This window comes from Microbispora hainanensis (assembly GCF_036186745.1).
Lineage (GTDB): Bacteria > Actinomycetota > Actinomycetes > Streptosporangiales > Streptosporangiaceae > Microbispora.
This window is the reverse complement of record NZ_CP108086.1, coordinates 3,321,584-3,345,509: the sequence shown is the minus strand read 5'-3', so window position 1 is coordinate 3,345,509 and position 23,926 is coordinate 3,321,584. Positions and strand designations below refer to the sequence as shown.

Genomic DNA, 23,926 nt, shown 5'->3' with positions numbered 1-23,926 from the left:
CTGCCCATAGATTCCGGATTCCGCACGGGGTCCGGGCACGCGAAAGGGGCGGTCCCATCCGGCACCTGGATGGACCCGCCCCTTCGGTGAAGCGTGTTACAAGACCGTCTTACTTGACGGTGACCGTGGCGCCGGCGCCCTCCAGGGCGGCCTTCGCCTTCTCGGCCTGCTCCTTGTTGACCTTGCCGTCGAAGACCGGCTTCGGAGCGCCGTCCACGAGGTCCTTGGCCTCCTTGAGGCCCAGGCTCGTCAGGGCGCGGATCTCCTTGATGACCTGGATCTTCTTGTCGCCGGCGGCCTCGAGGATGACGTCGAACTCGTCCTGCTCCTCGGCCTCCTCGGCGGCGCCACCGGCGCCACCGGCGGCCGGGGCGGCGGCGACGGCGACCGGAGCGGCGGCCTTCACGTCGAAGGTCTCCTCGAAGACCTTCACGAACTCGGACAGCTCAAGGAGGGTCATCTCCTTGAAGGTCTCGAGCAGCTCGTCGGTGCTGAGCTTCGCCATGGTGTGTTCCTCCAGTGGATCTAGCAAAAAACGTGTAAAGGGACCGCGGTGCGCGCTTCCCCCGTCCGCTGCGCGGACCTACTCGCCGGCCTCTTCGCGCTTGGCGCGCAGAGCCTCGGCCAGTCGAGCCATCGTGGTGGGCAGCGCGGCGAAGGTGGCGGCAGCCTGGGACTGCTTGGCCTTCAGCGCACCGGCCAGCTTCGCGAGGAGCACCTCGCGGGACTCAAGGTCGGCAAGCTTCGTGATCTCGTCGGGGGTCATCGACTTGCCGTCGACGACACCACCCTTGATCACCAGGAGGGGGTTGGCCTTGGCGAAGTCACGCAGACCCTTGGCCGCCTCCACCACGTCGCCCTTGACGAACGCGATGGCGGTCGGGCCCTGGAACAGGTCGTCCAGGGAGGTGATCCCGGCGCTGTTGGCCGCGATCTTGGTGAGCGTGTTCTTCGCCACGGCGAACTTCGCATTCCCACCGAGAGAAACGCGCAGCTGCTTGAGCTGAGCGACGGTGAGACCGCGGTATTCGGTCAGAACGGCGGCGCTGGATCCCTCGAACTCACTCTTGAGCTCGGCGATCGCGACGCTCTTCTCCGCCTTCGCCATGGGCCTCCTTCCAGATGTGCCGCCGGCGAAGGCCCTCAGAAAACAGACAAGCCCCGGCGCAGGCGCACGGGGCTTGGACAGACGTCGAACGTCCTCAAGCTTCTCCACACCTACGCGGGCCGTCCACTCACGTGGATCCTTCGGTCACCGGGTTGTGGGCCCAGTGACGACCGGCGGTCTTCGGCAGGAGACAGACTACGGTGTCAACCGGCAAGACGCCAAATCAGCCTGTGGCGCCGGACGGCTGCTGCGTCAGCGTCCGCGGCAGCTCGCCGACCTGGTCGGCGGCCGGCGCCTTGATCGAGACCGGCTCGTTGAACGACTTGAACATCGCCGTCGCCTTGAACGTGCCTGCGCCCGGCTTGCCGCCGTTCAGCTCGACCTTGCGCGGCAGGCCCTGGCCGTCGATCCAGGCGTCGAACGTGACGTCCTTGGCGTTCGCCAGCTCGTCCTGCACGTGGCCGCGCCGGTCCTCCGGAAGCTGCTTGATCGCCTCGGCCACGGGGAACGTGCCCGAATAGTGGGTCGTGTCCACCCCGCCGACCTGCTCGGTGCCCACCGGCTTGACGTCCTTCGACGCCGTGAGCATGGCGGCGCTCGTCTTCAGGTCGAACTGCTGCGCCTGGGCGAGATACTGCTCGATGTCCACGCCGGCCTGAGAGCCGAGCTGCTTCAGGTCGAGCCTGATCCACGGCTTGGTGGCGCCCACCAGGGTCCTGAGCATGTCGAGCTTCACGTACGCCACGTCGCCCTGGAGGATCACCCGCACCCCGCCGGGCATGTTCTGCCCGTTGAACGACACCTGGCCGAGGTTGATGTCGGAGGAGATCTGCGGGGTCTTCTGGTAGAGCATGGTGCCCTGGACGACCCCTCCCTGACCGCCGTCGGCGTCGGTGACGTTCAGCACGAGGTCGGCGGCATAGGTGTCGACGTCGTCGGCCTTCTGCGCGGTCTGCTGGATGACCTCGGCCGCCGAGAGCCTGGCGTTCTGGAGAGACGGAGTCGCGGTCGTGCCGCATCCCGCGACCGTGATCGCGGCTACCGCCCCCGCGGCCACCAGTAGTCGTCGCATTGTGTCCATCCCTTCGATGTCCCCCTTTACCTGCCCTTGACCTTATGCGCCTAACGCCGTCCGCGCGTGGCCGGCGGACGAACCCCCATGAGCCGTGCACAGAACCTTCACAAGACGGGGCCTGGAGCAGGGGCTGAGCGAGGGACGGCCGAGAGGCGACGCAGCAGCCGATCGAGCGTCGTGGGGCCCTACACGGCCACAGACGCGCGGAAGCCCCCGCCCGTAGAGGGCGGGGGCTTCCGTCGTCGTGTCGGCCGGGAAGACGGCTCAGGCGTCGATCTCGGCGGTCATCGCCCGCGTCACGTTCGGGTCGACCGGGATGCCCGGGCCCATGGACGTGGTGAAGGTGACCTTCTTGAGGTAACGGCCCTTGGCCGCCGACGGCTTGAGACGCAGCACCTCGTCCAGCGCCGCGGCGTAGTTCTCCACGAGCTGGCGGTCGTCGAAGGACGCCTTGCCGATGATGAAGTGCAGGTTGGCGTGCCGGTCGACCCGGAACTCGATCTTTCCGCCCTTGATGTCGCTGACGGCCTTGGCCACGTCGGGCGTGACGGTGCCGGTCTTCGGGTTCGGCATGAGGCCGCGGGGGCCGAGCACGCGGCCCAGACGACCGACCTTGCCCATCATGTCCGGGGTGGCGACGACCGCGTCGAAGTCGAGACGGCCCTTGGACACCTCGTCGATCAGCTCGTCGGAGCCGACGATGTCGGCGCCCGCCGCGCGGGCCTCCTCGGCACGGTCACCGGTCGCGAAGACCAGGACCCGGGCGGTCTTGCCGGTGCCGTGCGGGAGGTTGACGGTGCCGCGGACCATCTGGTCGGCCTTGCGCGGGTCGACGCCCAGCCGCAGGGCGACCTCGACGGTCGCGTCGAACTTCGTGGTCGCGGTCTTCTTGGCCAGCCGCACACCCTCGAGCGGGGCGTACAGGGCCGTGCGGTCGATCTCGGCCGCCGCGTTCTTCCAGTTCTTGCTGCGCTTCACTTCGTGCTCCTCGTGGAGATCGTGGTCCGGGCCTGCGCGGGCCCTCCCACTGCGTTGGTCACCGCTGAGAGTCAGTCGGCGATGGTGATGCCCATGGAACGGGCGGTGCCGGCGATGATCTTCTCGGCGGCCTCGACGTCGTTGGCGTTGAGGTCCTGCATCTTGGTCTCGGCGATCTGGCGAAGCTGCTCGCGGGTCAGCTTGCCCACCTTGTCCTTGTGCGGGTTCGCGCTGCCCTTCTGCAGACCGGCGGCCTTCTTGATCAGCTCAGGCGCCGGCGGCGTCTTCGTGATGAAGGTGAAGGTGCGGTCTTCGAAGATGGTGATCTCGACGGGGATGATGTTGCCCCGCTGGGCCTCCGTCGCGGCGTTGTACTGCTTGACGAAGTCCATGATGTTGACGCCGTGCGGACCGAGCGCGGTACCGACCGGCGGCGCGGGGGTGGCCTGCCCAGCGGGAAGCTGGACCTTCACCAGGGCCGCGACTTTCTTCTTTGGAGGCATTTGTCCTTCTCCGGGTCCTTTGTCCTACAAAAGCCTCACAGGCACGCCGAAGCAGGGCGTGCCGTGAGGACGGCTATCGAGTCTACGCGAGGCGGTCAGATCTTCGAGACCTGGTTGAACGACAGCTCGACCGGGGTCTCTCGGCCGAAGATCGAGACGAGGACCTTGAGCTTCTGCGACTCGGCGCTGATCTCGCTGACCGTGGCCGGCAGCGTGGCGAACGGCCCGTCCATGACCGTGACGGACTCGCCGATCTCGAAGTCGACGGTCGCGGTGGTGGTCTTGGTCGTGGCCTTCTTGACTTCCTCGGAAGGCTCCGGCGCGAGCAGCTTGGCGACCTCGTCGAGGTTCAGCGGGCTCGGCTTGTTGGACAGGCCGACGAAGCCGGTCACGCCGGGCGTGTTGCGCACCGCGGCCCAGGACTCGTCGGTCAGGTCCATCCGGACCAGAACGTAGCCGGGAAGCACACGCTCCTTGATCGGAGTCTTCTTGCCGCCCTTGAACTCCGTGATCGTGTGGGTCGGCACCTCGACCTGGAAGATGAAGTCCTCCATGTTGAGGGACCCGATCCGGCTCTCGATGTTCTGCTTCACGCGGTTCTCGTAACCGGCGTACGAGTGGATGACATACCACTCGCCGAACTGACCGCGAAGCTGACGCTTGAACTCCTCGACCGGGTCGACATCCGGAAGGACGTCACCGTCCTCGTCGACCTGCGCGGCGACCTCGGCCGAGTCTTCGCCGCCGTCACCGCCGTCAGAGTCGGCGGCCGTGGTCTCCTCGACCTCTGCTACGGCCTCGTCCTGCTCGGTGCCCCACTCGTCATGCTCGTCATGGGAGCGGTCGGCCGGCATCGGGGACTCGGACACGGGACTCTTCCTTCTTCGCTTGGTGTCTTGACGTGCTACGACGTCTCGGGCGGGATCAGGATCCGCCGAAGAGCCAGAGCACTGCCTTACCCAGCAGCGTATCGATCCCGAACACGAGCCCAACCATGATCACAACGAAGACCAGGACAACTACGGTGTACGAGATCAGGTCATTGCGCCTGGGCCAGATGACCTTGCGCAGCTCGGCGACGACCTGCCGGTAGAACAGAGCGGGCGAGGTGCGCTTTGCCTTCTTCTCACTGGTCGGCTTGCCTGGCTTGCCAGCGGTTTCACCGCGGGTGTCGATCGCCACAGTCCTCACCTGATCCGTCGTGTCCGTCGCAGTTGCGGCGCGCTTTCACGCCATTGTTGCGCGGACCGCACTCCGCAGGGCACGAGGGACTCGAACCCCCAACCGCCGGTTTTGGAGACCGGTGCGCTACCAATTGCGCTAGTGCCCTAAGCCGTGCACCACGATACCCGAGAAACGCGCCGAAGCGTCCGTCGCGTCGTTCACGTGGCCCACTAGTCGGTGAAGTGTACGCGGGAATCACCACTCCGTCGAACCACATGACCGCCGCACCGCCCGAAGGCGGCCCGAGTGCCGTTTCTGTGCGATCTAAAGCTACCGTGCGGACCCGTCCGGATCCTGGATATGGATACGAAACCGCGTGGCGCGTCTGGAACGATGGAGGCATGACCCGACCTCGCATCTCCGCGCGTATTTCCGCGATCTCCGAGTCCGCGACTCTGGCCGTGGACGCCAAGGCCAAGGCCATGAAGGCGGCCGGTCGCCCGGTCATCGGCTTCGGCGCCGGCGAGCCCGACTTCCCGACGCCCGACTACATCGTCGAGGCGGCCGTCGAGGCGTGCCGGAACCCCAGGTTCCACAAGTACACGCCGGCCGGGGGCCTGCCGGAGCTCAAGCAGGCGATCGCCGACAAGACGCTGCGCGACAGCGGGTTCCAGGTCGAGGCCGCCCAGGTCCTGGTGACGAACGGTGGAAAGCAGGCGGTCTACGAGGCGTTCGCCACGCTGCTCGACCCGGGTGACGAGGTCCTGGTCGTGGCGCCCTACTGGACGACGTACCCGGAGGCGATCAAGCTCGCGGGCGGCGTCCAGGTCGACGTGGTCACCGACGAGACCACCGGCTACCTGGCCTCGGTCGAGCAGCTGGAGGAGAAGCTGACCGACCGCACCAAGGTGCTGCTGTTCGTCTCGCCGTCCAACCCGACGGGGGCCGTCTACTCCCCCGCCCAGGTCGAGGAGATCGGCCGCTGGGCGCTCGACAAGGGCCTGTGGGTCGTGACCGACGAGATCTACGAGCACCTGGTCTACGGGGACACGAAGTTCTCCAGCATCGCCACCGCCGTGCCCGAGCTGCGCGACCGGGTCGTCGTGCTGAACGGCGTGGCCAAGACGTACGCGATGACCGGCTGGCGGGTGGGCTGGCTGATCGGCCCGTCCGACGTGGTCAAGGCGGCGACGAACCTGCAGTCCCACGCCACCTCGAACGTCTCCAACGTCGCCCAGGCCGCCGCGCTCGCGGCCGTCTCCGGCGACCTGTCGGCCGTCGCGCAGATGCGCGCGGCGTTCGACCGGCGTCGCCAGACCATGGTCCGGATGCTCAACGAGATCCCCGGCGTGGTCTGCCCCGAGCCGTTCGGCGCGTTCTACGCGTACCCGTCGGTCAAGGCGCTGCTGGGCAAGGAGATCCGCGGCAAGCGCCCGCAGACCTCGGCCGAGCTGGCCGAGCTCATCCTGGAGGAGGCCGAGGTCGCGCTGGTGCCCGGCGAGGCGTTCGGCACCCCGGGCTACTTCCGCCTGTCGTACGCGCTGGGCGACGACGACCTGGTCGAGGGCGTCAGCCGGGTGGGCAAGCTCCTGGCCGAGGCCCACTGAGAAGCCGAAGCCCGCTGAAAGAGGTCATCCGGACTCTGCAAATTTCAGCGAAGGCCCGGTCCCCGAGAAGCGGGACCGGGCCTTCGTCATGCCGGCGCACGACCCACGGGCCCGTGGGGACCACGGAGGCGCGGGATCGAAGCGGGGTCACTTGGCGAGGGTGGCTCCCCCGGCGATCTTCTTGAGCTCGCTGTCGGCCGCGTCCGCACCGATCTTGGCCGCGTAGTCAGGGCTGATCATGACCTCGGCGCCGACGCCGGGAGCGAGGGTCCACACGATCGTGCGGGTGCCGCCGTCCATGACCCGGTCGCCGCCCTCCGACACGCTGACCAGGTAGGCCTTCCTGCCGCCGACCTCGATCGGCTTGACGCCCTGCGCGGCGTAGCTCTGCATGCGCTTGCTCAACCGGCTCACGGCGCCCTTCCGATAGACGATCATCTGGACGCTGTACATGCCGGGCTCCAGGCCGGGCTCCACCCAGCTCGTGGTGTAGCTCCGCTTGCCGAAGCCGTCCTTGCCGGACCACTTGCCCCATTCGAGCCCTTCGGGCAGATAGCCGACGTGCACTCCGCCGAGCGTCCGGCCGTCCCCGAGATCGCCGAGGTCCTGGGGCATCCCCGGGTTTTCGGCGCCCTCCGACGAGGTGTCTTCCGACGGGGTGCCCTCCGAGGGGGCGGGGGTCGGGCCGGCGGTCCCGGCGATCATGACCGTGACCGCCGCCCCGGGGGGAGCGGCCGTCCCCGGCTGCGGCATCTGACCGAAGACCGTCCCCGCCGGGGCGGTGTCGGTGACGATCTTCGTGAATCGCATCGTGTATCCGGCCTCCTTGAGGATGGCGCCGACCTCCTTGGCGCTCTTGCCGGTCAGGTCGGGCACGACCCCTTCCGGCGTGGCGACCGCGTCACCGGAGGCGGCCGTCGACGCGGCCGGGGCCTCCTGACCGGTGGCGCCGGCCCCCACGAGGCTGCCGCCGGCCGGGACGGTGTCGGGCCGGGCGGTCAGCGCCACGGGCACGCCCACGGCGACCGCCGCCGTGAGCACGGCCGCCCCCGCCACGCGAAACCTGACGACGTGGCGGCGGTTGCCCCGCCGTACGGCCTGGCCCAGCGACGGCGACGCGTGCACGCCGGCGACCTGAGCGGCCATGGCGTCTTTCAGCGCCTCTTCGACGTTCATGCGGACACTCCCTGCAAGTTCTCCATGCGTGCGCGCACGCGTGCCAGCCCGCGGGCGGCCTGGCTCTTGACGGTGCCGACCGAGCAGCCGAGCAGCGCGGCGGTCTCGGCCTCCGACAGGTCCTCCCAGTAGCGCAGGACCAGTACGGCCCGCATCCGGGCCGGCAGTTTCCTGAGCTCGGCGACGAGCACGTCGCGCAGGCCGAGGTCCGGCGACTCCACCGGCGTGTCCGGCGGCTGGGCGAAAGTGATCTCCTGGAGCACCTTGCGCCGCCTGGCCTTGCTGATCGCGCCGTTCACCACGACCCGGCGCGCGTACGCCTCGGGGTTGTCGTGGCGGATGCGCGGCCAGTGCCGGTAGACCTTCTCCAGCGCGTTCTGGACCATGTCCTCGGCGTCGGACTCCGAGGCGCCGCAGACCAGGATCGCGGTGCGCAGGAGAGCGGTGCTGCGCGCGGCCAGGAACTCGTCGAAAGCCGCCTCGTCTTCTTCGGTCATGAGCTCCCCTTTCGCCCCTCCCCAACGCGCCAACCCCGCCACGGGTTGAGAGCGACATGCGGCAACATATGGAGATGGCACGTCCACTAAACACGCTCCCCAAGGCACATCTGCACCTGCACTTCACCGGCTCGATGCGGCATTCGACGCTGATCGAGCTCGCCCGGGAGCAGGGCGTCCATCTTCCCGACGCCCTGGTTGAGGACTGGCCGCCGAAGCTGCGGGCGACCGACGAGCGCGGCTGGTTCCGGTTCCAGCGGTTGTACGACATCGCGCGGTCGGTGCTGCGCCGGCGCGAGGACGTCTACCGGCTGCTGCGGGAGGCCGCCGAGGACGAGGCCCGGGAGGGGTCGCGCTGGCTGGAGATCCAGGTGGACCCGTCCGGCTACGCCCAGCGGTTCGGCGGGCTGACCGAGACGCTCGAACTCGTCCTCGACGCGACGGACAAGGCGGCCAGGCAGGCCGGGATCGGCATGGCGGTGATCGTGGCGGCCAACCGCACCCGGCATACGCTCGACGCCAGGACGCTGGCCCGCCTGGCGGCGCACTACGAGGGCAGGGGCGTGGTGGGCTTCGGCCTGTCCAACGACGAACGGCGCGGCCGGGCCAGGGACTTCGAGCACGCCTTCCGGATCGCCAGGCGGGCCGGGCTGCTCGCCGTGCCGCACGGCGGCGAGCTGCTGGGCGCGGCGAGCGTCGCCGAGTGCCTCGACGACCTGGGCGCCGACCGGATCGGTCACGGGGTGCGCGCGGCCGAATCGCCCCGCCTGATGGAACGGCTGGCCGACCGGCAGATCACCTGCGAGGTGTGCCCGCTGTCCAACGTGGGCCTCGGGGTGGCGGAACGGCCCGAGGACGTGCCGCTGCGGCGGCTGTTCGAGGCCGGGGTGCCGATCGCCCTCGGCGCCGACGACCCGCTGCTGTTCGGTGCCCGGCTGCTGCCGCAGTATGAGCTCGCACGGGACGTGTACGGCTTCGCCGACGCCGAGCTGGCCGAGCTGGCCCGGCAGTCGATCCGGTCGTCGACGGCGCCCGACTCGGTCAAGAAGGAGTTGGCCGGCGAGATCGACGCCTGGCTCGCCTCTCCCGAGTGAGCCCGCCGTACATCTCGCCGGTCACCTCGCTGGTCACCTGACCGGTCACCGCACCGGTCACTTCACGCGTCACTTCACGCCTCACTTCACGCCTCACTTCACCGAGCGGGCGATCCGTACGGCCTCCTCCAGGTCAGGTCCCTCCAGCCGCAGCCCGACCAGGTTGTGCTGCCAGATGAGCGTCGGCCCGGCCACCCGCTCCTGGCGCGGCGTGCCCCCGCCCGACGGCATGTACGACACCCCGTGGGGCTGCCGGATCCACCATCCGCCGACCGCGCTCACCTGATCGGGCCACGGTTCTCCGAGCTCCTTGCGCCAGACGACGCCCAGCGTGCCGTCGTACTCGTCGAGCCGGACGCCCGGCCACAGCAGCGTCACCACCCGGCCGCCGTCGGCGACGCGGACGTCGGCCGGCGCGCCGAGCGCGGACGGCACGAGGACGGGGAAGCGGACGGCCCGCCGCGCCTCCTCCAGCGTCACCCGGCGCTCGCCGGGCAACGGGCTCGGCACCCCCGTGGGCAGCGGCCCCGCGCCGCCGACGTGGATCTCGACGCCCGCGAAGCGCAGCACCGACACCACCGCGGCCCGGCCCTGCGGGGTGACCCCGAGCAGCACGGCCATCAGCACCGCCACCGCCGCTGCCGCCACGCGCGGCGTCGGCCGCCACACGGCCCGCCGGGGTGCTGGCTCGCCGCTCTCGATGCGGGCGCGTACGGCACGCGCCACGCCGGCGGGCGGCGGCGCGGGGGGCACGGCCAGGTCCTCGCCGAGGGCCCGGAGCCGTGATTCGAGATCGTCCGGTGCGATCGGTTCGCTGTCACCCGAGTTGTTCACGGCCCACCTCCTCCCGCAGGCGCCGCAGTGCCCGGAACGTCCGCGACTTCACCGTGCCGAGGCGCACGCCGAGGACCTCGGCCGTCTCCGCTTCGGACAACTGCAGGAAATACCGGCAGACCACGGCCTCGCGTTCCCGTTCGGGGAGCGCGCGTACGGCCTCCAGCAGTCTGCTCCTGCCGTCGGCGTCCACCGCCGCGTCCTCCGGGTCCTCGGGATCCCCCGGCCCGTACGGCTCCCGCTCGCGGCCCAGCCGTACGGCGAGGTCGGAGCGGCGGCCACGCGACCGGGTGAGGTCATGGGTCACGTTGGCCACGATGCGCAGCAACCAGGGGCGGAAGGACGAGCCCCGGCGGAATCCCTTGAGGTGGCGGAACGCCTTGACGAACGCCTCCTGGACGACGTCCTCCGCCTCGTCGGCCGCCCCGAGCAGGCTCGCCGTACGGTGGGCGACCGCGCTGTATCGGGTGACCAGCACCTCGAAGGCGTCAAGGTCACCGGCCAGGGCGCGGGTCACTGCTTCGTCGTCGTCCATCGGGGGCAATCGGGGGGTGGGATGGAGGTGAAGCCTACGATCATGCGGGCATCCCGTCCACAGCGCTCGTCAAAACAACGCTCGTCAAAACAACGCTCGTCAAAACAACGCTCGTCAAAACAACGCTCGTCGAACCAACGCTCGTCGAACCAACGTGCCGCGGGAAGAACAGTGCGGGCGCAATCCGTCATCGGCGGCCCCTCCGGCGAAGCGGGCGTCCGCCGATGAGGCGGGCACTACACTTTCCACGACCGTCAGCGTGCAGATCGAGGATCCTATGTCTGGGTATGACCGAGTAGTCCAGCCGGCGGCCGGGGACGAGGCTCTGGAGAACCACCTCGGCGGCGACGAGGCCAAGAACTACCGGCAATACGAGTTCGACATGGTCGCCCCGCACGTCGGGCGGTCGCTCCTGGAGATCGGTTCGGGTCTCGGGCACTTCGCCGAGCAGTTCCTGCCGCGCCTCGACAGGCTCGTGGTGAGCGACTTCGATCCCTACTGCGTGGAACAGCTGCGCAAGAGGTTCGCCGACCGCGACGACGTGTCGGTGCTCCAGTTCGGCCTGCCGACCGACATCCCCCTCGCCGATCCGGTCGACACCGTCGTGATGATGAACGTCCTCGAGCACATCGAGGAGGACGCCGAGGCGCTGCGGTCGCTGGCCAAGGTGACCGCTCCCGGCGGCCGGATCGTCATCTGGGTGCCCGGCTACATGCAGCTCTACGGGGACTTCGACCGCAAGGTGGGTCACGTCACCCGCTACACCCCCGCCACCCTGCGCAAGACCGTGACCGACGCCGGGCTCGACGTCCAGGTGATCAAGCCGATCAACTTCCTCGGCGGCATCGCCTGGTGGGCGGCCGTACGGCGGGGCGGCGTGGGCTACCCCGACCCCCGGCTCGTGAAGATCTACGACCGCACCGTCGTGCCGATGACCCGGCTCATCGAGCGGTTCATCCGCCCGCCGTTCGGCCAGACCGTGTTCTGCGTGGCGCGCGTTCCGCGCTGACGGGTGCCGCGCGGGGCGGCCAAGTAAACCCGAATTGTGCGGCAAATGCTTTCTACCTGCACAATGGGTCACCCATGAGTGAAACCAGGATCCTCGTCGTCGAGGACGAGCCAAACATCCGGGACATCGTGGAAGTCGCCCTCAGGTTCCACGGCTTCCGGGTGACGGCCGTGGGCACGGGGGCCGCGGCCCTCGGCGAGGTGCTGAAAAACCAGCCCGACCTGGTCGTCCTCGACGTCATGCTGCCCGACATCGACGGATTCGAGGTGTGCCGCCGGATCCGGGCCGACGGCGTGCACCCTCCCGTGATCTTCCTCACCGCCCGCGACGCGGTCGCCGACACCGTGCGCGGGCTGACCCTCGGCGGCGACGACTACGTCACCAAGCCCTTCTCCGTCGAGGCCTTGGTCGCCCGCATCCGCGCCGTGCTGCGCCGTACGACGGTGCCGGCGGCGGCCGAACGCGCCCACGGGCCGATCCTCCGGGTGGCCGACCTGGAGCTCGACGAGGCGCGCTGGGAGGTGCGGCGCGGCGGCGTCACGGTTGACCTGTCGCCCACCGAGTTTCGCCTGCTCGCCTTCCTGATGGCCAACGCCGGCCTCGTCCTCACCAAGCGGCGGCTGCTGGAAGAGGTCTGGGGCTACGGCGGAAGCTCGCAGGTGCTGGAGACGTACATCTCCTATCTGCGCCGCAAGCTCGACCCGCTCGGGCCGCCGCTGATCCACACCCAGCGCGGTATCGGATACGCCCTGCGGCCTCCCCAGGACTCCTGATGTCGCTCAGGACGCGCCTGCTCGCCGGGCTGCTCGGGGTGAGCGCCGTCCTGCTCGTCGTGTTCTCCCTCGTCAGCGTCATCGTGCTGCGCGGGCACCTGCGTACGCGGCTGGAGGGGCAGGTGGTGGCGGCGACCGTCACGGCGGCCCGCCGGGTGGTCGTGGGCGACCCGCTCGAACAGGCGCTGACCGGCTCCACCTATGCCCTCGCCGCCTACGACCTCAGCGAGAACCGCGCCCGTCTGGTCAGCGGCGACGCCGCCGACGCCGCGGCGGTCCCCACGCTGGCCGAGGCGATGGGCAGGGACAGGTTGCTGGCGTACGCGGCACAGGGCCGCACGTTCGACCTCGACCCGAGCCATGACCACGAGATGATCGCGGCGGCGGCGATGTCGCCGAGCGGCCTGCGGCTGGTGGTCGTGGCGGTGCCCCTGGACGCGGTCGAAGATCCGGTGCGCCACCTGCTGATCAGCGAGCTGGCGACCGGCGGGGCGCTGATCCTGCTGCTGGCCGCGGGCGGCCGGCTGCTGATCGCCGGTGGTCTGGCGCCGCTCGGGAAGATGGCGGGCACCGCCCACCTGGTGGCCGAGCGCGTCGACCTGTCGGCCCGGATGCCCGAGGGGCCGTCAGAGGTCGGCAGGCTCGGCGCCGCGATCAACCTCATGCTCGACCGGATCGCCGACGCCTTCCGCGACCGCCAGGCGTCGGAGGACCGCGTGCGCCGCTTCGCCGCCGACGCCTCCCACGAGCTGCGCACCCCGCTGTCGACCATCTCCGGCTATGCGGAGCTCTACCGGGCCGGTGCGATCCCGTCCGAGGACCTGCCGAAGATCATGGGACGGATCGAGGCCGAGGCCAACCGCATGGGCCGCCTGGTAGGCGAGATGCTGGAGCTCGCGCGGCTCGACCGCGGCGCCGCGCTCTCGCTCGACGAGACCGACCTGGCCGAGATGGCCCGCGAGGTCGCCGCCGACTCGGCCGCCCTCGATCCCGCCTATCCCGTGACGGTGGAGGCCCCGCCCTCCCTGGTCGCGACCGTGGACGAGGCCCGGGTGCGCCAGGTGCTCGTCAATCTTCTCGGCAACGTGCGGGCGCACACGCCCGAGGGCACCAAGGCCACCGTACGGCTGCTGCGTGCCCCGGATTCGGTGACGATCGAGGTGCGCGACACCGGGCCGGGGATGAGCCAGGAGCAGGCCGAACGCGCCTTCGACCGCTTCCAGCGCGGAGAGGACCACCTGTCCGGCGGGGCGGGGCTCGGCCTGTCGATCGTGAAGGCCATCGTGGAGGCGCACGGCGGCCGGTGCCGGATCGCCTCCTCCCCCGGCGAAGGGACGGCCGTACACATCGCGCTGCCCGCGATGCAAAAGGCTACTGGCGGGTAGTTAACGAGCACAGCTCGCTTCACCGCCGAGGAGGTCGACGATGACGACCGATTATGCCAAGGCCAGGGAGGTGGCCGAGCAGGCGCGCGAGACGGAGTGGACCCGCCCGAGCTTCGGCAAGCAGCTCTTCCTCGGGGACTTCCGGCTCGACCTCGTGCACCCCGCCCCCCGCCTCACCGAGGAGGAGATCAAGAAGGGAGACGACTTCCTGCGCGCCCTGCGGGCGTTCCTGCAGGAGAAGGTCGATCCCGCGCTCATCGAGCGCACCGCCGTGATTCCGGACGAGGTGATCAAAGGCCTGGCCGCGATCGGCGCGTTCGGCATGACCATCGAGGAGGAGTACGGCGGGCTGGGCCTGAGCCACCTGTACTACTGCCGCGCGCTGGAACTCGTGACCTCGTGCTCCCCCGCGCTCACCGCGCTGCTGTCGGCCCACCAGTCCATCGGGGTTCCGCAGCCGCTGCGGCTGTTCGGCACCCCCGAGCAGAAGCGCCGCTTCCTGCCCCGCTGCGCCCGGGGCGAGATCTCCGCCTTCCTGCTCACCGAGCCGGACGTCGGCTCCGACCCCGCCCGGCTCTCGACCACCGCCGTACGCGACGGCGACGCGTACGTGATCAACGGCGTCAAGCTGTGGACGACCAACGGCGTGGTCGCCGACCTGCTGGTGGTGATGGCCCGGACCGGCTCCAAGATCTCGGCCTTCGTGGTCGAGGCCGACGCGCCCGGCATCACCGTCGAGCACCGCAACCAGTTCATGGGCCTGCGCGGCATCGAGAACGGAGTCACCCGCTTCCACCAGGTGCGGGTGCCGGTGGAAAACCTGATCGGCCGCGAGGGCCAGGGCCTGAAGATCGCCCTGACCACGCTCAACACCGGCCGGCTCTCCCTTCCTGCCACCTGCGTCGGCGCGGCGAAGTGGGCGACGAAGATCGCCCGCGAGTGGGGGCGCGAACGGGTCCAGTGGGGCCGGCCGGTCGGGCACCACGAGGCCATCGCCCGCAAGATCGCCTTCATCGCCGCCACCACGTACGCGCTCGAATCGGTGGTGGACCTGGCCGGCCGAATGGCCGACGACGAGCGCAACGACATCCGCATCGAGGCCGCGCTCGCCAAGCTGTACAGCACCGAGATGGCCTGGCGGCTGATGGACGAGCTGGTGCAGATGAGAGGCGGCCGCGGTTACGAGACCGCCGAATCGCTGCACGCCCGCGGGGAGCGCGGCGTGCCCGCCGAGCAGATGCTGCGCGACCTGCGGATCAACCGCATCTTCGAGGGCTCGACCGAGATCATGCACCTGCTCATCGCCCGTGAGGCGGTCGACGCCCACCTGTCGGTCGCGGGCGAGCTCATCGATCCGAAGGCCGACCTGCGGGCCAAGGGGCGGGCGGCCACCCGGGCCGGCGCCTTCTACGCCAAGTGGCTGCCGAGCCTGATGGCCGGGCCCGGCCAGGTGCCCACGTCGTACGCAGAGTTCGGCCCGCTGGCCCAGCACCTGCGCTACGTCGAACGGACCTGCCGCAAGCTCGCCAGGTCGACGTTCTACGGCATGTCGCGCTGGCAGGCACGGCTGGAGCACAAGCAGGGGTTCCTGTCGCGGATCGTGGACATCGGCGCCGAGTTGTTCGCCATCACCGCGGTCTGCGTACGCGCCCAGGAGGACGGGGCCGAGTTCGGGCGCAAGCCGTACGAGCTGGCCGACACCTTCTGCCACCAGGCCCGGCAGCGGGCCGAGGCGTTGTTCGACCGGCTCTGGGACAACACCGACGCCATGGACGTGCGGCTGGCCCGGCGGGTGCTCGACGGGCGCTACACGTTCCTGGAGGAGGGCATCATCGACCCGTCGCTGGAGGGGCCGTGGATCGCGCCCCAGCGCACGGGGCCGTCCATGTTCGACGACGTCCACCGGCACATCGGCTGAACGGGAACGGCCCCGCCCCCTTCTGTGCGGGGGCGGGGCCGTTTCATGCGGTGGAGCCGTGTTTTGTGCGGGGCCGTGCTCTATGCGCGGGCGGGGCCGTGCTTTGTGCGCGGGCGGGGCCGTGCGGCGAGCCGGTCAGGCTCACACGTCGAGGCACCACATCCAGCCGTGGTCCGAGACGTAGCAGCGGTACCAGCCGTCGGCCCTCTGGGCGTGCGCCGGGGCGGACAGGACGCCGAACGTGGTGACCGCGACGGCGGTGGTGGCGAGCACGGCGGCGACGCGCTTGAACGACTTCATGGGTATCTCCTGACTCCTGTGCAAGGGATGTCTCTCTGACGCGTCTGAGTACACAGGACCCCACTTGTCGCGGTCTGGTGGGCCACTTGGAGACGGTTTGGCCGTCTCGGACGGCGAAAACCCTTTGTCCGGCGATACAGCGGCTTGTTACCGTCGTCCGCATGTGGATTCTGTACGGCGACCGCTGATCAGCCCAGCTGATCCGCTCAGCTTTCCGGCCCTGTCCATCCGACGCGGCAGCTGAGTGACGGCACCTCGGTGCCGCGTTCCCGACGTACAAGGAGATCCCGTATGCGTACTCGCGCGTCCAGCAAAGGCGGCAAGCGGCAGAACCCCCGCACGCCGCAGCCCCAGCGTTCCTTCCCACCGCCGCGGCAGATCCCGGCACCGCCCATGCGACCGGTGCGCCAGCCGCGGCGCCTGCCGAAAGGCCGCTGAATAAGCCGGCCCGGCAGAGGAAAGGGCACCTCGGAATCGATCCGGGGTGCCCTTTCGGTGTCCGTGCCCTGCCGTCCCGTCCTCTGCAGGGGTGACGGGGCCTGAGCTCAGACCGAGAGAAGCACAGCAGGATCGATGGAGAGCTCGACTGGGACATCCGTCTCCAGCAGGTCCCCGGCGAAGACACGATCGACCCGCCGGTAGACGTCATGACCCGGCACCAGCGTCCAGACCGTGATGTTCGGCTTGGGCTCCAGGTCCACCACCCAATATTGGGCGATCCCCGCCTTGGCGTACTCGCTGGGCTTCTCGTACCTGTCGGTGCGCTCGCTGGCGCTCTCCCGGGAGACGACCTCGACCACGAGAAGCAGGTCCACTCCCTGATATGCCCGTTCGTCTCGCTCGACCGCGCGCCGGGCGGCCCTGCCGTCGACGACCGCGACGTCGGGCACACGTATCCCGGTCGACGTGAACACGTCGACCGGGCCGTTCACGTAGAGATCGGCACCGGCGCGCGCGACCGCCGCATCCAGCCGCGTGCGCAGGTTCCGGACCGCGTGGTCATGACGAATGCTGGGCCAGGGGGACATGACGATCCATCCGTCGACGAGCTCGTACCGCGCGTCCCTGGGCATGCGATCCAGGTCGGCGATCGTGTACGGACCGTGGTGGTAGGAGTGCTCTCTGTCATCGTAAGCGACGCTCATCCCGCCTCCTTCGCCCCGAATGCCACGAGCCACGACTCAGCGTAACCCAGCGGGCCCACGAGGGCCGGGGCTCGTGCACCGCACGTCGCCGGCCCGGCAGAGGAAAGGGCACCTCGGAATCGACCCGGGGTGCCCTTTTCGCGCGAACGGTCAGAGACGCTCGATGATCGTGACGTTGGCCTGGCCGCCGCCCTCGCACATCGTCTGCAGGCCATAGCGCCCGCCGGTGCGCTCCAGCTCGTGCAGGAGCTTGGTCATGAGGATCGCGCCGGTGCCGCCCAGCGGGTGCCCCAGCGCGATGGCGCCGCCGTTGGGGTTGGTGCGCGCCGGGTCGGCCCCGATCTCCTTGAGCCAGGCCAGCGGCACGGGTGCGAACGCCTCGTTGATCTCGATGACGTCGATGTCCTCGATCGACAGGCCCGCCTTGGCCAGCGCCTTGCGGGTGGCCGGGATCGGCGCCGTCAGCATGTAGATCGGGTCGTCGCCGGTCAGCGCGAGCGTGACGATCCGGGCGCGCGGGACCAGGCCGTGCTCGCGCACCGCCTGCTCCGAGGCGATGAGCAGCGCCCCCGAGCCGTCGGAGATCTGCGAGGAGGTGGCCGCGGTGATCCGGCCGCCCTCACGAAGGGTCTTCAGCCCGGCCATCTTCTCCAGCGTGGTGTCGGGTCGCGGGCCCTCGTCGTCCTCGACGCCGTTGATCGGCGCGATCTGGTCCTTGAAGTGTCCGTTGGCGATCGCCTTCGCGGCCCGCTGGTGGCTCTCGTAGGCGTAGCGCTCCAGCTCGTCGCGCTCGAAGCCCCACTTCTCGCACATCAGCTCCGCGCCGCGGAACTGGGAGATCTCCTGCTTGCCGTACCGCTCGACCCACTTGTCGCCGAACGGGAACGGCATGCCCTTCTCCAGGGCCGCCGAGATGCTCGATCCCATCGGCACGATGGACATCGACTCGACGCCGGCCGCGACGACCAGGTCCTGCGTGCCCGACAGCACCCCCTGCGCTGCGAAGTGGATGGCCTGCTGCGACGAGCCGCACTGCCGGTCGATCGTGACCCCGGCCACGGTCTCCGGGAGGCCCGCGCTCAGCCACGCGTTGCGCGCGATGTCCATGGACTGCGGGCCGAACTGCATGACGCAGCCCATGATCACGTCATCTACGGCGGCGGGGTCGACGCCGGTGCGCTCGACGAGCGCGGAGAGAGTGTGGGCGGCCAGGTCGACCGGGTGGACCGTGGAGAGCCCGCCCTTCTTCTTGCCGACCGGCGTGCGAACCGCCCCGACGATGTACGCCTCTGCCACAGTGCCTCCATAAGAAACCGAGCAATGTTCGGTTAGTGAGAGGTTACATCAGAACTTTCGTCGGGGGAGGCGGGGAAACGGACATATTCAGGCATAACCTCCCGGAAGTGCGTCGGCAGGCTCGGCAAGCTGGAAGCCCCGGCTGTCGGCCGCGATCCCCCGGAGCGCGTTGGCGAGCGTCACCGCGACGTCCGCCCGGACCAGCAGCGCCGCCCGCGCCTCGTCGGCGTCCTCCGCGTCGGTCTCGCTGGCCGTGTCCTCCACGTCTGGGTCTGCGTCCGTATCTGAATTGGCGCCCGCATCGGCGGCGGAGCCCGTGTCCGAGGTGGCGTCTGCGTCGGAGCCGGAGTCCGCGTCGGCGGCAGAGCCCGTGTCGGCGGCAGAGCCCGTGTCGGCGGCAGAGCCCGTGTCGGCAGTGGCGTCCGTGCCCGAGCCGGCGTCCGCGTCCGAGGTTGTGTCGGCGTGGCCGTCCAGCGGGGCCGCGTCCGCGCCCGCCACGTCTTCCGTCGTGCCGTCGGCCGCTTCTCCGGAGGCCGCGCCGGCCGCGTCGTCGGCTCCCGTCTCCTCCGTGCGTACGACCGGGGAGACCCTGGCGATGGCGATCTCCGTGAGGTACGGCCAGCGGGTCTGGGCGGCGGGCGGCAGGCGGTGCCCCTCCTCGATCGTGACCTGCACGTCGGCTCCGGCGTAGACGTCGGCCACCCTGCCTCGGCGTACGGAGACGTGGACGACGCCCTCGATCAGCTCGCCGTCCGGCCACCTTTCGGCGTCCACCGCATCGGCGTGCCGCAGCGCCTCGGTCAGGACCGGCAGGATCTCCTCGGGCTCGGGCACGGCCGGCAGGTAGACCAGCGGATCTACGGTCTCCTCCGCGGGATCGAGCGGCTCGCCCTGGCAGAGCGACCAGCCGCCCAGGCGGTAGGCGATGCCCTCGGCGAGACTCTTGTCGAAGAAGTCCACCGGCAGCGGGCCCTCGGCCGCGATCCGGCACGCCCAGAGCGTGTCCGAGTCGGGCACGCCGAGTTTGGCGAGGACGTCACCGGTCAGCTCGACGGGCGCCTCGATGCGCGACCCGCCCGCGAGGATGTCGTCGCCGTCGGTTCTCGCCTCGGGATCGGCGAGTTGCGCGACCGCCAGCAGTGTCTTCGGATCCGGCCGGGCAGGCAGCAGCGCCGTGGGCCCCGTGCGCAGCCGACCGGGCAGCAGGAGTTTCGAGAACCAGCCCACAGGCCCTCCTCATGATCGGGTCGAAGAGACCATAGCCCCGACGGCCGCCCGCCACGAGCCCTTCCCGTGAGGTGCCCGGGATCAGGACTTTCTTTTCGCCAGGCGCGTGCCGGTCATCGTGGCATAGACGATGACATTGTCGACATAGTGGCCAGTTGTGTGGTTGTAGGTGCCGCCACAGGTGATCAGCCTGAGCTCGGCGTTGTCGGCGTGGCCGTACACCCGGTTGGTGGGGAACGTCTGCTTGTCCGCCTGCTCGATGCCGCCCACGGTGAAGATGGCCACGGTCCCGTCGAGGCGATACACCTCGATCTTGTCGCCGTACGCCAGCTCGTGCAGGCGGCTGAAGACGGCGCTGCGCGTGGTGGTGTCCTTGTGGCCGAGCATGACGGCAGGGCCCGCCTCACCCGCCGTCGGGCCCCCGCGATACCAGCCGACCAGGTTCGAGTTGCTGATCGGCGGCGTCTGGATCGCGCCTGAACGATCGAGGCCGACCGACTTGATCGGCGCGTTGACGCCGATCTTGGGGATGACCAGGCGCTTGGGCGTGGACGGCTGCATCGCCGGAGCCGCCGGGATGTTCGGAACCGGCGGCGGCGCGGTGGCGACCGCCTGCGTCAGCGGCTGCCCGACTCCGCCCGGCCCCACGGAGGGGGCGAGCCCGTCCTGCGCCACGCGCTTCAGCGTCGAACGCTCCGACGCGGCGTACTCGTCCGGGTTGTTCACCATGATCACCACACCCACGATCATGATGACCAGGCCCACGATGGCCGCCGTGATCAGCAGCCGCCGTACGGCCTCCGCCCCGCTGCCGGGAGGCTTCTCCTCCGGCGGCGGGGGCGGCGCCTGCACGGGCTGCATCTGGGGCAGCATCACCGGCTGGAAGACCGGCTGGCCGTAAACCGGCTGTGGGTAGCCCTGCCCGCCCGGCCCGAGAGGCACGCCGTACGGCTGGCCCGGCGGGTACTGTCCAGGTGGCGGGGTGGTCATGACTCGTCCTACTGCCTCACCGGACGTCGCCGGGCCCGGAGCACGAGCCCGCCCGCACCCGCCGCCAGCATGAGCGCGGTGCCGGTCAGGACGAAGAGCCGCGCGTCGGGGCCGGCGTCGCCTCCACCGCCGGTGGCCGCGCCGCCCCCGGGCGTGTTCTCGATCTGGGCGGACTTCGACTTCTTGGTCTTGACCGGCGACGGCGACGCGAAGACCGTCTCGTACACCGTCCTGGTGCTACTGGGCCTGGGCGAGGCGCTCGCGGAAGGACTCGGGCTGGCGCTGGGACTGGCACTCGCGCTCGGGGACGCCGAGGGGCTCGCCACCGCGATCGTCGCGACGGCGGGCGCCGTGTTGGCGCCCGTGGTGGCGACCACGCAGTTGTAGAGCGCGGTGGGCGTCGTGGTGGTCGTGCCCGTGCCGGCGGGCGCGATCATACTGATCTTGAAGTCCTTCGCCGTCAGCACGACGGAGGTGGCCCCGCTTTGCGGTGTGACGGTCATCGTGGCCGTGGGAAGAGCGGGCATCGCCCCTCCCGACGCGACGACCGCGGTCAGCGGCGTGCCGGTCGGCGAGGGTGTGGACACGCCCGCGGTCATGCCGGCCGGCAGCGCCGACGCCGACACGGTGGGCTGGAGCTCGATCGTCGCGCCGCTCGCGATCTCCACCGGCGCGGGGAACGCCGACGTGGTGACGGGCTGGACGCTCAGGGTCGCGGTGTACTGAGTGCCGGACACCGCCGAGGTGCTGGCAGTGAGCGTCACCATGAAATCGTGCGTCACCGCAGCGCCACCCACGTTCGGAGTGCAGCTGTACGTCACGGTCTTCGTGTCGGCGTGCGCGCCGAGCGCGCTCAGGCCCAGGAGAAGGCCCGCGCTGACCACTCCGGCCGCGGCGGCCCTTCCGGCGACACGGCCCCGCGCCTTTGACTTCAGCACTGACGTCTCTCCACTTCGATGCTCGCAGTCAACAGGCGTACCAGCATTCCAGCGTACGGTCACGGTCAGGTAGAGATCTTACGGACAAAAACCCCAAGACTGTCTCCACTTGCTCAAACATTCTCCCGTTCTCCACCTGTGCGCGTCAGCCGGACGCTAATGCCTGCCGTACGAACCGGGGTTGAGGCCGAACCGCCGCAGCAGCAGCCCTCCGGCCGCCGCGGCGGCCATCAGCGCCAGGCCGGTGAGCACGACGAGCCGGGCGTCCGGGCCCGCGTCGCCTCCGCCCCCGGTCTGCGCGCCGCCGAGCGGGGTCGTCTTGATCTGCTTGGTCGCCGGGCGGGAGGCCGTCGCGGTCGCCGTGACCGTGCGGGTCGCCGTGATGCTCGGGCTCGGGCTCGGGGTCGGCGATGCCGAGGCGCTGGGGCTGGGCGAGGCGCTCGCGTCGCTGTCGGACGGGCTCGGCGAAGGGGACGGCGAAGCGGAGGGAGACGGCGAGGCGGACGAGGACGAGGCGACGGCGAACGCGAGCGACGCCCTGCTCGCGGACGCCGGTAGCGTGCACGTGTAGAGCGCGTCACCCTCGCCTGTGGTGTCCCCGGCGGCGCGCAGCTTCAGCGTGAAGTTCCCGGCCGCGACTCCGACCGTGCCCGTCGCCGTCGGCGTAAGCGTGACGAGCAGCTGGGGGATCGGCGTCAGCGTGGCCGACGGCGAGAGTGACGACGCGAGCACCGTAGAAGCGGACGGGCTCAGCGTGATGGCCGCAGGGCTCTCCCCCGTGCCGTTCTCCGTTTCGGCGCCGTTCTCCGTGTCATCCGTGGTCGAGCCGCCCTCCTCGCCGGGCGGAGTCGCACTGGCGGAGGGTGACGGGCTCGGGGAGGCGTCCGTCGCCGACTCGTCGCCGTCAGGGGAAGGCGACGGCGATGCCGAAGGAGAAGCCGAGGGAGAGACGGATGGGGAGACGGAAGGGGAGGGCGACGGGCTCGGCGTCGGGGAGTCCGAGGGGCCGGCGCTCGGACTGGCGCTGGGACTGGCACTCGGGCTGGGGCTGGGCGACGCGTCCGCGGGCTCGCTCACGACGGGAGCGCCGGTCACCTCCACCAGGCCCTCGGCGATCATGACGTCGTTCGCCGCGATGCCCGTCGCCGGCGCCACCATCGCGCTCTGGCCCTCAGACGGCGTCGCGGGAGCGATCTGCCAGGTCAGGGTCGCCGCGCTGCTCACCACCGGGTCGTCGGGCGCGACCAGGGTCACGTTCACCGGGTAGGTCGCGGCGGCGGAGGCACCGGCCGGAGTGCACGAATACAGCACCGTCGTGGTTTTGGTCTCGGCGAGCACCGGCCACGTCATCAGGGCCAGCGCGACCGCCGCTCCCGCCGCCGAACGGGCCGCGATGCGACGCTGGGCACTCCTGCGCCGGGCACTGGGGTCGGGCACGACGTCTCTCCTGCCACCTCAGTCACGTACACGTAGCGAACAGTCTCCCAGGAGTTGACCATTGACATAACCGGCGGGCGGCCTATGTCAGGAAATTCCCAGGGAACCTTCATCGCCTCGCAACAGTAGGGAGGGTGGAGGTGTTGACCATGAGAAGACTGCTCGTGGCTCTCGCGGCCATGGCGGCGATCCTCGTTCCGGCCCTGCCCGCGCACGCGCGGGCAGGCGGCTGGGCCGTGACCGAGCTCGACCCGCTTCCCGCCACGGTGCGGCCCGATGTCTCCTACACGGTGGGCTTCTGGGTGCTTCAGCACGGCACCCACCCATACGACGGCCCCGGCGACATCGGACCGATCGGCCTGCGTCTGACCGGAAAGGACGGCACGACCCTGACGTTCGACGGGACGCCGCTGCCGGAACCCGCGCACTACGCCACGTCCATCACCGTGCCTGCCGGACGATGGCGGGTGGAGGGTGTGCAGGGCATATTCGCGACGTACGAGATCGGGACGCTCACGGTGCCGGGCGGGCTGAAGACGGCTCCGCCGCCGTTCCCGGTGCCCGTCGGCATCGTGATCAAGGATTATTGGGGTCCGGTGAAGCCGCCCGGGTTCCCCTGGAAGGCGACGAACGTCGTTCCCAACCGCCCGCCGACGGCGATGCCCGCAGCGTCCGCGCAGCCGGCCGGTGCCTCCCAGCAGGCTCCCGCCCCTCAGGTGGTCCGGGCCATCCCGCCGACGCAGGTGGCCGCGGCCGGCGGCGACTCCTCGCCGTGGCGTCAGCCGTACGCGCTGGTGGCCGTCGCGGTGGCGGCGGTGGCGGGCACGCTGCTGGTCCAGCGCGCGGCCCGGCCGGTCGTACGGCGAAGGCCCCACGATCCGCCCGAGCGTGAGGAGCGGGAGGGCGAAGAGGTGATCAGCCTGGGCTGATCACCTCC

The 23,926-nt window shown here is 70.1% G+C and carries 25 protein-coding genes and 1 tRNA gene; 7 read left to right on the top strand and 19 right to left on the bottom strand.

Annotated features, from left to right (window positions below):
- Positions 1–109: 109 nt before the first annotated feature.
- From rplL to OHB01_RS15850, 8 genes are all read right to left on the bottom strand, one after another.
- Positions 110–505, bottom strand: coding sequence for a 50S ribosomal protein L7/L12 (gene rplL / locus OHB01_RS15885; protein WP_076438522.1), 396 nt, complete (start codon positions 503–505; stop codon positions 110–112).
- 78 nt (positions 506–583) lie between these two features.
- Positions 584–1,108: a 50S ribosomal protein L10 gene (gene rplJ, locus OHB01_RS15880; RefSeq protein ID WP_142651169.1), complete on the bottom strand. Its 525-nt coding sequence runs from the start codon at positions 1,106–1,108 to the stop codon at positions 584–586.
- Between the two features lie 223 nt (positions 1,109–1,331).
- Complete coding sequence (locus OHB01_RS15875) at positions 1,332–2,180, bottom strand: DUF1396 domain-containing protein (protein WP_142651168.1); 849 nt, start codon at positions 2,178–2,180, stop codon at positions 1,332–1,334.
- Positions 2,181–2,447: 267 nt separating this feature from the next.
- The gene (gene rplA, locus OHB01_RS15870) at positions 2,448–3,161 is read right to left on the bottom strand and encodes a 50S ribosomal protein L1 (protein WP_142651167.1); all 714 of its coding nucleotides are present in this window, start codon (positions 3,159–3,161) and stop codon (positions 2,448–2,450) included.
- Between the two features lie 71 nt (positions 3,162–3,232).
- A complete protein-coding gene (gene rplK, locus OHB01_RS15865) occupies positions 3,233–3,664 on the bottom strand; it encodes a 50S ribosomal protein L11 (RefSeq protein WP_030510282.1) in 432 nt (143 codons plus the stop codon).
- Positions 3,665–3,759: 95 nt separating this feature from the next.
- Positions 3,760–4,533, bottom strand: coding sequence for a transcription termination/antitermination protein NusG (nusG, locus tag OHB01_RS15860; protein WP_260617491.1), 774 nt, complete (start codon positions 4,531–4,533; stop codon positions 3,760–3,762).
- Between the two features lie 55 nt (positions 4,534–4,588).
- Positions 4,589–4,846: a preprotein translocase subunit SecE gene (secE, locus tag OHB01_RS15855; RefSeq protein ID WP_030510284.1), complete on the bottom strand. Its 258-nt coding sequence runs from the start codon at positions 4,844–4,846 to the stop codon at positions 4,589–4,591.
- 75 nt (positions 4,847–4,921) lie between these two features.
- Positions 4,922–4,994 (bottom strand) — tRNA-Trp (locus OHB01_RS15850).
- Positions 4,995–5,229: 235 nt separating this feature from the next.
- Between OHB01_RS15850 and OHB01_RS15845 the strand changes: the two genes are divergently transcribed.
- Positions 5,230–6,435: a pyridoxal phosphate-dependent aminotransferase gene (locus OHB01_RS15845; RefSeq protein ID WP_142651166.1), complete on the top strand. Its 1,206-nt coding sequence runs from the start codon at positions 5,230–5,232 to the stop codon at positions 6,433–6,435.
- A 147-nt stretch (positions 6,436–6,582) separates the two neighbouring features.
- Here the strand turns inward: OHB01_RS15845 and OHB01_RS15840 are convergent, their stop codons facing one another.
- Together OHB01_RS15840 and OHB01_RS15835 are read right to left on the bottom strand one after the other, a co-directional pair.
- A complete protein-coding gene (locus OHB01_RS15840) occupies positions 6,583–7,611 on the bottom strand; it encodes a PASTA domain-containing protein (RefSeq protein WP_142651165.1) in 1,029 nt (342 codons plus the stop codon).
- Positions 7,608–8,108 carry a SigE family RNA polymerase sigma factor gene (locus OHB01_RS15835; RefSeq protein ID WP_142651164.1) on the bottom strand — a complete coding sequence of 167 codons (501 nt, stop codon included), beginning with the start codon at positions 8,106–8,108 and terminating at the stop codon, positions 7,608–7,610. The genes OHB01_RS15840 and OHB01_RS15835 overlap by 4 nt, the downstream gene beginning before the upstream one ends.
- A 74-nt stretch (positions 8,109–8,182) precedes the next feature.
- On the opposite strand from OHB01_RS15835, the gene OHB01_RS15830 reads away from it, so the two are divergent.
- Positions 8,183–9,202, top strand: a complete 1,020-nt coding sequence (locus OHB01_RS15830; protein ID WP_142651163.1) for an adenosine deaminase — start codon at positions 8,183–8,185, stop codon at positions 9,200–9,202.
- 93 nt (positions 9,203–9,295) lie between these two features.
- On the opposite strand, the gene OHB01_RS15825 is transcribed toward OHB01_RS15830, so the two are convergent.
- Both OHB01_RS15825 and OHB01_RS15820 read right to left on the bottom strand, forming a co-directional pair.
- Entirely contained in the window at positions 9,296–10,036 is a 741-nt protein-coding gene (locus OHB01_RS15825; RefSeq protein WP_142651162.1) for a hypothetical protein, read from the bottom strand.
- A complete protein-coding gene (locus OHB01_RS15820; RefSeq protein ID WP_142651161.1) occupies positions 10,020–10,571 on the bottom strand; it encodes an RNA polymerase sigma factor in 552 nt (183 codons plus the stop codon). Before OHB01_RS15820 ends, OHB01_RS15825 begins: the two co-directional genes overlap by 17 nt.
- A 277-nt stretch (positions 10,572–10,848) precedes the next feature.
- On the opposite strand from OHB01_RS15820, the gene OHB01_RS15815 reads away from it, so the two are divergent.
- The 4 genes from OHB01_RS15815 (at position 10,849) to OHB01_RS15800 (ending at position 15,656) form a co-directional block, all read left to right on the top strand.
- A complete protein-coding gene (locus OHB01_RS15815; RefSeq protein WP_328855578.1) occupies positions 10,849–11,580 on the top strand; it encodes a class I SAM-dependent methyltransferase in 732 nt (243 codons plus the stop codon).
- 74 nt (positions 11,581–11,654) lie between these two features.
- Entirely contained in the window at positions 11,655–12,353 is a 699-nt protein-coding gene (locus tag OHB01_RS15810; RefSeq protein WP_142651159.1) for a response regulator transcription factor, read from the top strand.
- A complete protein-coding gene (locus OHB01_RS15805; protein WP_328855577.1) occupies positions 12,353–13,738 on the top strand; it encodes a HAMP domain-containing sensor histidine kinase in 1,386 nt (461 codons plus the stop codon). The genes OHB01_RS15810 and OHB01_RS15805 overlap by 1 nt, the downstream gene beginning before the upstream one ends.
- Before the next feature lie 40 nt (positions 13,739–13,778).
- Complete coding sequence (locus OHB01_RS15800; protein ID WP_147944505.1) at positions 13,779–15,656, top strand: acyl-CoA dehydrogenase family protein; 1,878 nt, start codon at positions 13,779–13,781, stop codon at positions 15,654–15,656.
- Between the two features lie 141 nt (positions 15,657–15,797).
- Here the strand turns inward: OHB01_RS15800 and OHB01_RS15795 are convergent, their stop codons facing one another.
- The 7 genes from OHB01_RS15795 to OHB01_RS15765 all read right to left on the bottom strand — a co-directional run bounded on the left by OHB01_RS15795 (position 15,798) and on the right by OHB01_RS15765 (position 22,989).
- Positions 15,798–15,956 (bottom strand): hypothetical protein, encoded by a 159-nt coding sequence (locus tag OHB01_RS15795; RefSeq protein WP_168066445.1) that lies wholly within the window; start codon positions 15,954–15,956, stop codon positions 15,798–15,800.
- 545 nt (positions 15,957–16,501) lie between these two features.
- Entirely contained in the window at positions 16,502–17,101 is a 600-nt protein-coding gene (locus OHB01_RS15790; RefSeq protein WP_142651156.1) for a Uma2 family endonuclease, read from the bottom strand.
- A 150-nt stretch (positions 17,102–17,251) separates the two neighbouring features.
- Positions 17,252–18,397, bottom strand: coding sequence for an acetyl-CoA C-acetyltransferase (locus OHB01_RS15785; RefSeq protein WP_142651155.1), 1,146 nt, complete (start codon positions 18,395–18,397; stop codon positions 17,252–17,254).
- Between the two features lie 87 nt (positions 18,398–18,484).
- Complete coding sequence (locus OHB01_RS15780) at positions 18,485–19,624, bottom strand: hypothetical protein (RefSeq protein ID WP_328855576.1); 1,140 nt, start codon at positions 19,622–19,624, stop codon at positions 18,485–18,487.
- An 81-nt stretch (positions 19,625–19,705) separates the two neighbouring features.
- Complete coding sequence (locus OHB01_RS15775) at positions 19,706–20,614, bottom strand: class F sortase (RefSeq protein WP_147944503.1); 909 nt, start codon at positions 20,612–20,614, stop codon at positions 19,706–19,708.
- 8 nt (positions 20,615–20,622) lie between these two features.
- Positions 20,623–21,552 carry a hypothetical protein gene (locus OHB01_RS15770; RefSeq protein ID WP_142651152.1) on the bottom strand — a complete coding sequence of 310 codons (930 nt, stop codon included), beginning with the start codon at positions 21,550–21,552 and terminating at the stop codon, positions 20,623–20,625.
- A gap of 156 nt (positions 21,553–21,708) precedes the next feature.
- On the bottom strand, positions 21,709–22,989 hold the full coding sequence (locus tag OHB01_RS15765) for a hypothetical protein (protein ID WP_328855575.1): 1,281 nt from the start codon (positions 22,987–22,989) through the stop codon (positions 21,709–21,711).
- 149 nt (positions 22,990–23,138) lie between these two features.
- Between OHB01_RS15765 and OHB01_RS15760 the strand changes: the two genes are divergently transcribed.
- A complete protein-coding gene (locus OHB01_RS15760) occupies positions 23,139–23,918 on the top strand; it encodes a hypothetical protein (protein ID WP_328855574.1) in 780 nt (259 codons plus the stop codon).
- Positions 23,919–23,926 lie beyond the last annotated feature (8 nt).

Excerpts from the sequence above, each read along its gene's own strand:
- rplL (WP_076438522.1), bottom strand. The coding sequence starts at position 505 with ATGGCGAAGCTCAGCACCGACGAGCTGCTCGAGACCTTCAAGGAGATG.
- rplJ (WP_142651169.1), bottom strand. The coding sequence starts at position 1,108 with ATGGCGAAGGCGGAGAAGAGCGTCGCGATCGCCGAGCTCAAGAGTGAG.
- OHB01_RS15875 (WP_142651168.1), bottom strand. The coding sequence starts at position 2,180 with ATGCGACGACTACTGGTGGCCGCGGGGGCGGTAGCCGCGATCACGGTC.
- rplK (WP_030510282.1), bottom strand. The coding sequence starts at position 3,664 with ATGCCTCCAAAGAAGAAAGTCGCGGCCCTGGTGAAGGTCCAGCTTCCC.
- OHB01_RS15845 (WP_142651166.1), top strand. The coding sequence starts at position 5,230 with ATGACCCGACCTCGCATCTCCGCGCGTATTTCCGCGATCTCCGAGTCC.
- OHB01_RS15840 (WP_142651165.1), bottom strand. The coding sequence starts at position 7,611 with ATGAACGTCGAAGAGGCGCTGAAAGACGCCATGGCCGCTCAGGTCGCC.
- OHB01_RS15835 (WP_142651164.1), bottom strand. The coding sequence starts at position 8,108 with ATGACCGAAGAAGACGAGGCGGCTTTCGACGAGTTCCTGGCCGCGCGC.
- OHB01_RS15830 (WP_142651163.1), top strand. The coding sequence starts at position 8,183 with ATGGCACGTCCACTAAACACGCTCCCCAAGGCACATCTGCACCTGCAC.
- OHB01_RS15820 (WP_142651161.1), bottom strand. The coding sequence starts at position 10,571 with ATGGACGACGACGAAGCAGTGACCCGCGCCCTGGCCGGTGACCTTGAC.
- OHB01_RS15815 (WP_328855578.1), top strand. The coding sequence starts at position 10,849 with ATGTCTGGGTATGACCGAGTAGTCCAGCCGGCGGCCGGGGACGAGGCT.
- OHB01_RS15810 (WP_142651159.1), top strand. The coding sequence starts at position 11,655 with ATGAGTGAAACCAGGATCCTCGTCGTCGAGGACGAGCCAAACATCCGG.
- OHB01_RS15805 (WP_328855577.1), top strand. The coding sequence starts at position 12,353 with ATGTCGCTCAGGACGCGCCTGCTCGCCGGGCTGCTCGGGGTGAGCGCC.
- OHB01_RS15800 (WP_147944505.1), top strand. The coding sequence starts at position 13,779 with ATGACGACCGATTATGCCAAGGCCAGGGAGGTGGCCGAGCAGGCGCGC.
- OHB01_RS15795 (WP_168066445.1), bottom strand. The coding sequence starts at position 15,956 with ATGAAGTCGTTCAAGCGCGTCGCCGCCGTGCTCGCCACCACCGCCGTC.
- OHB01_RS15790 (WP_142651156.1), bottom strand. The coding sequence starts at position 17,101 with ATGAGCGTCGCTTACGATGACAGAGAGCACTCCTACCACCACGGTCCG.
- OHB01_RS15775 (WP_147944503.1), bottom strand. The coding sequence starts at position 20,614 with ATGACCACCCCGCCACCTGGACAGTACCCGCCGGGCCAGCCGTACGGC.
- OHB01_RS15760 (WP_328855574.1), top strand. The coding sequence starts at position 23,139 with ATGAGAAGACTGCTCGTGGCTCTCGCGGCCATGGCGGCGATCCTCGTT.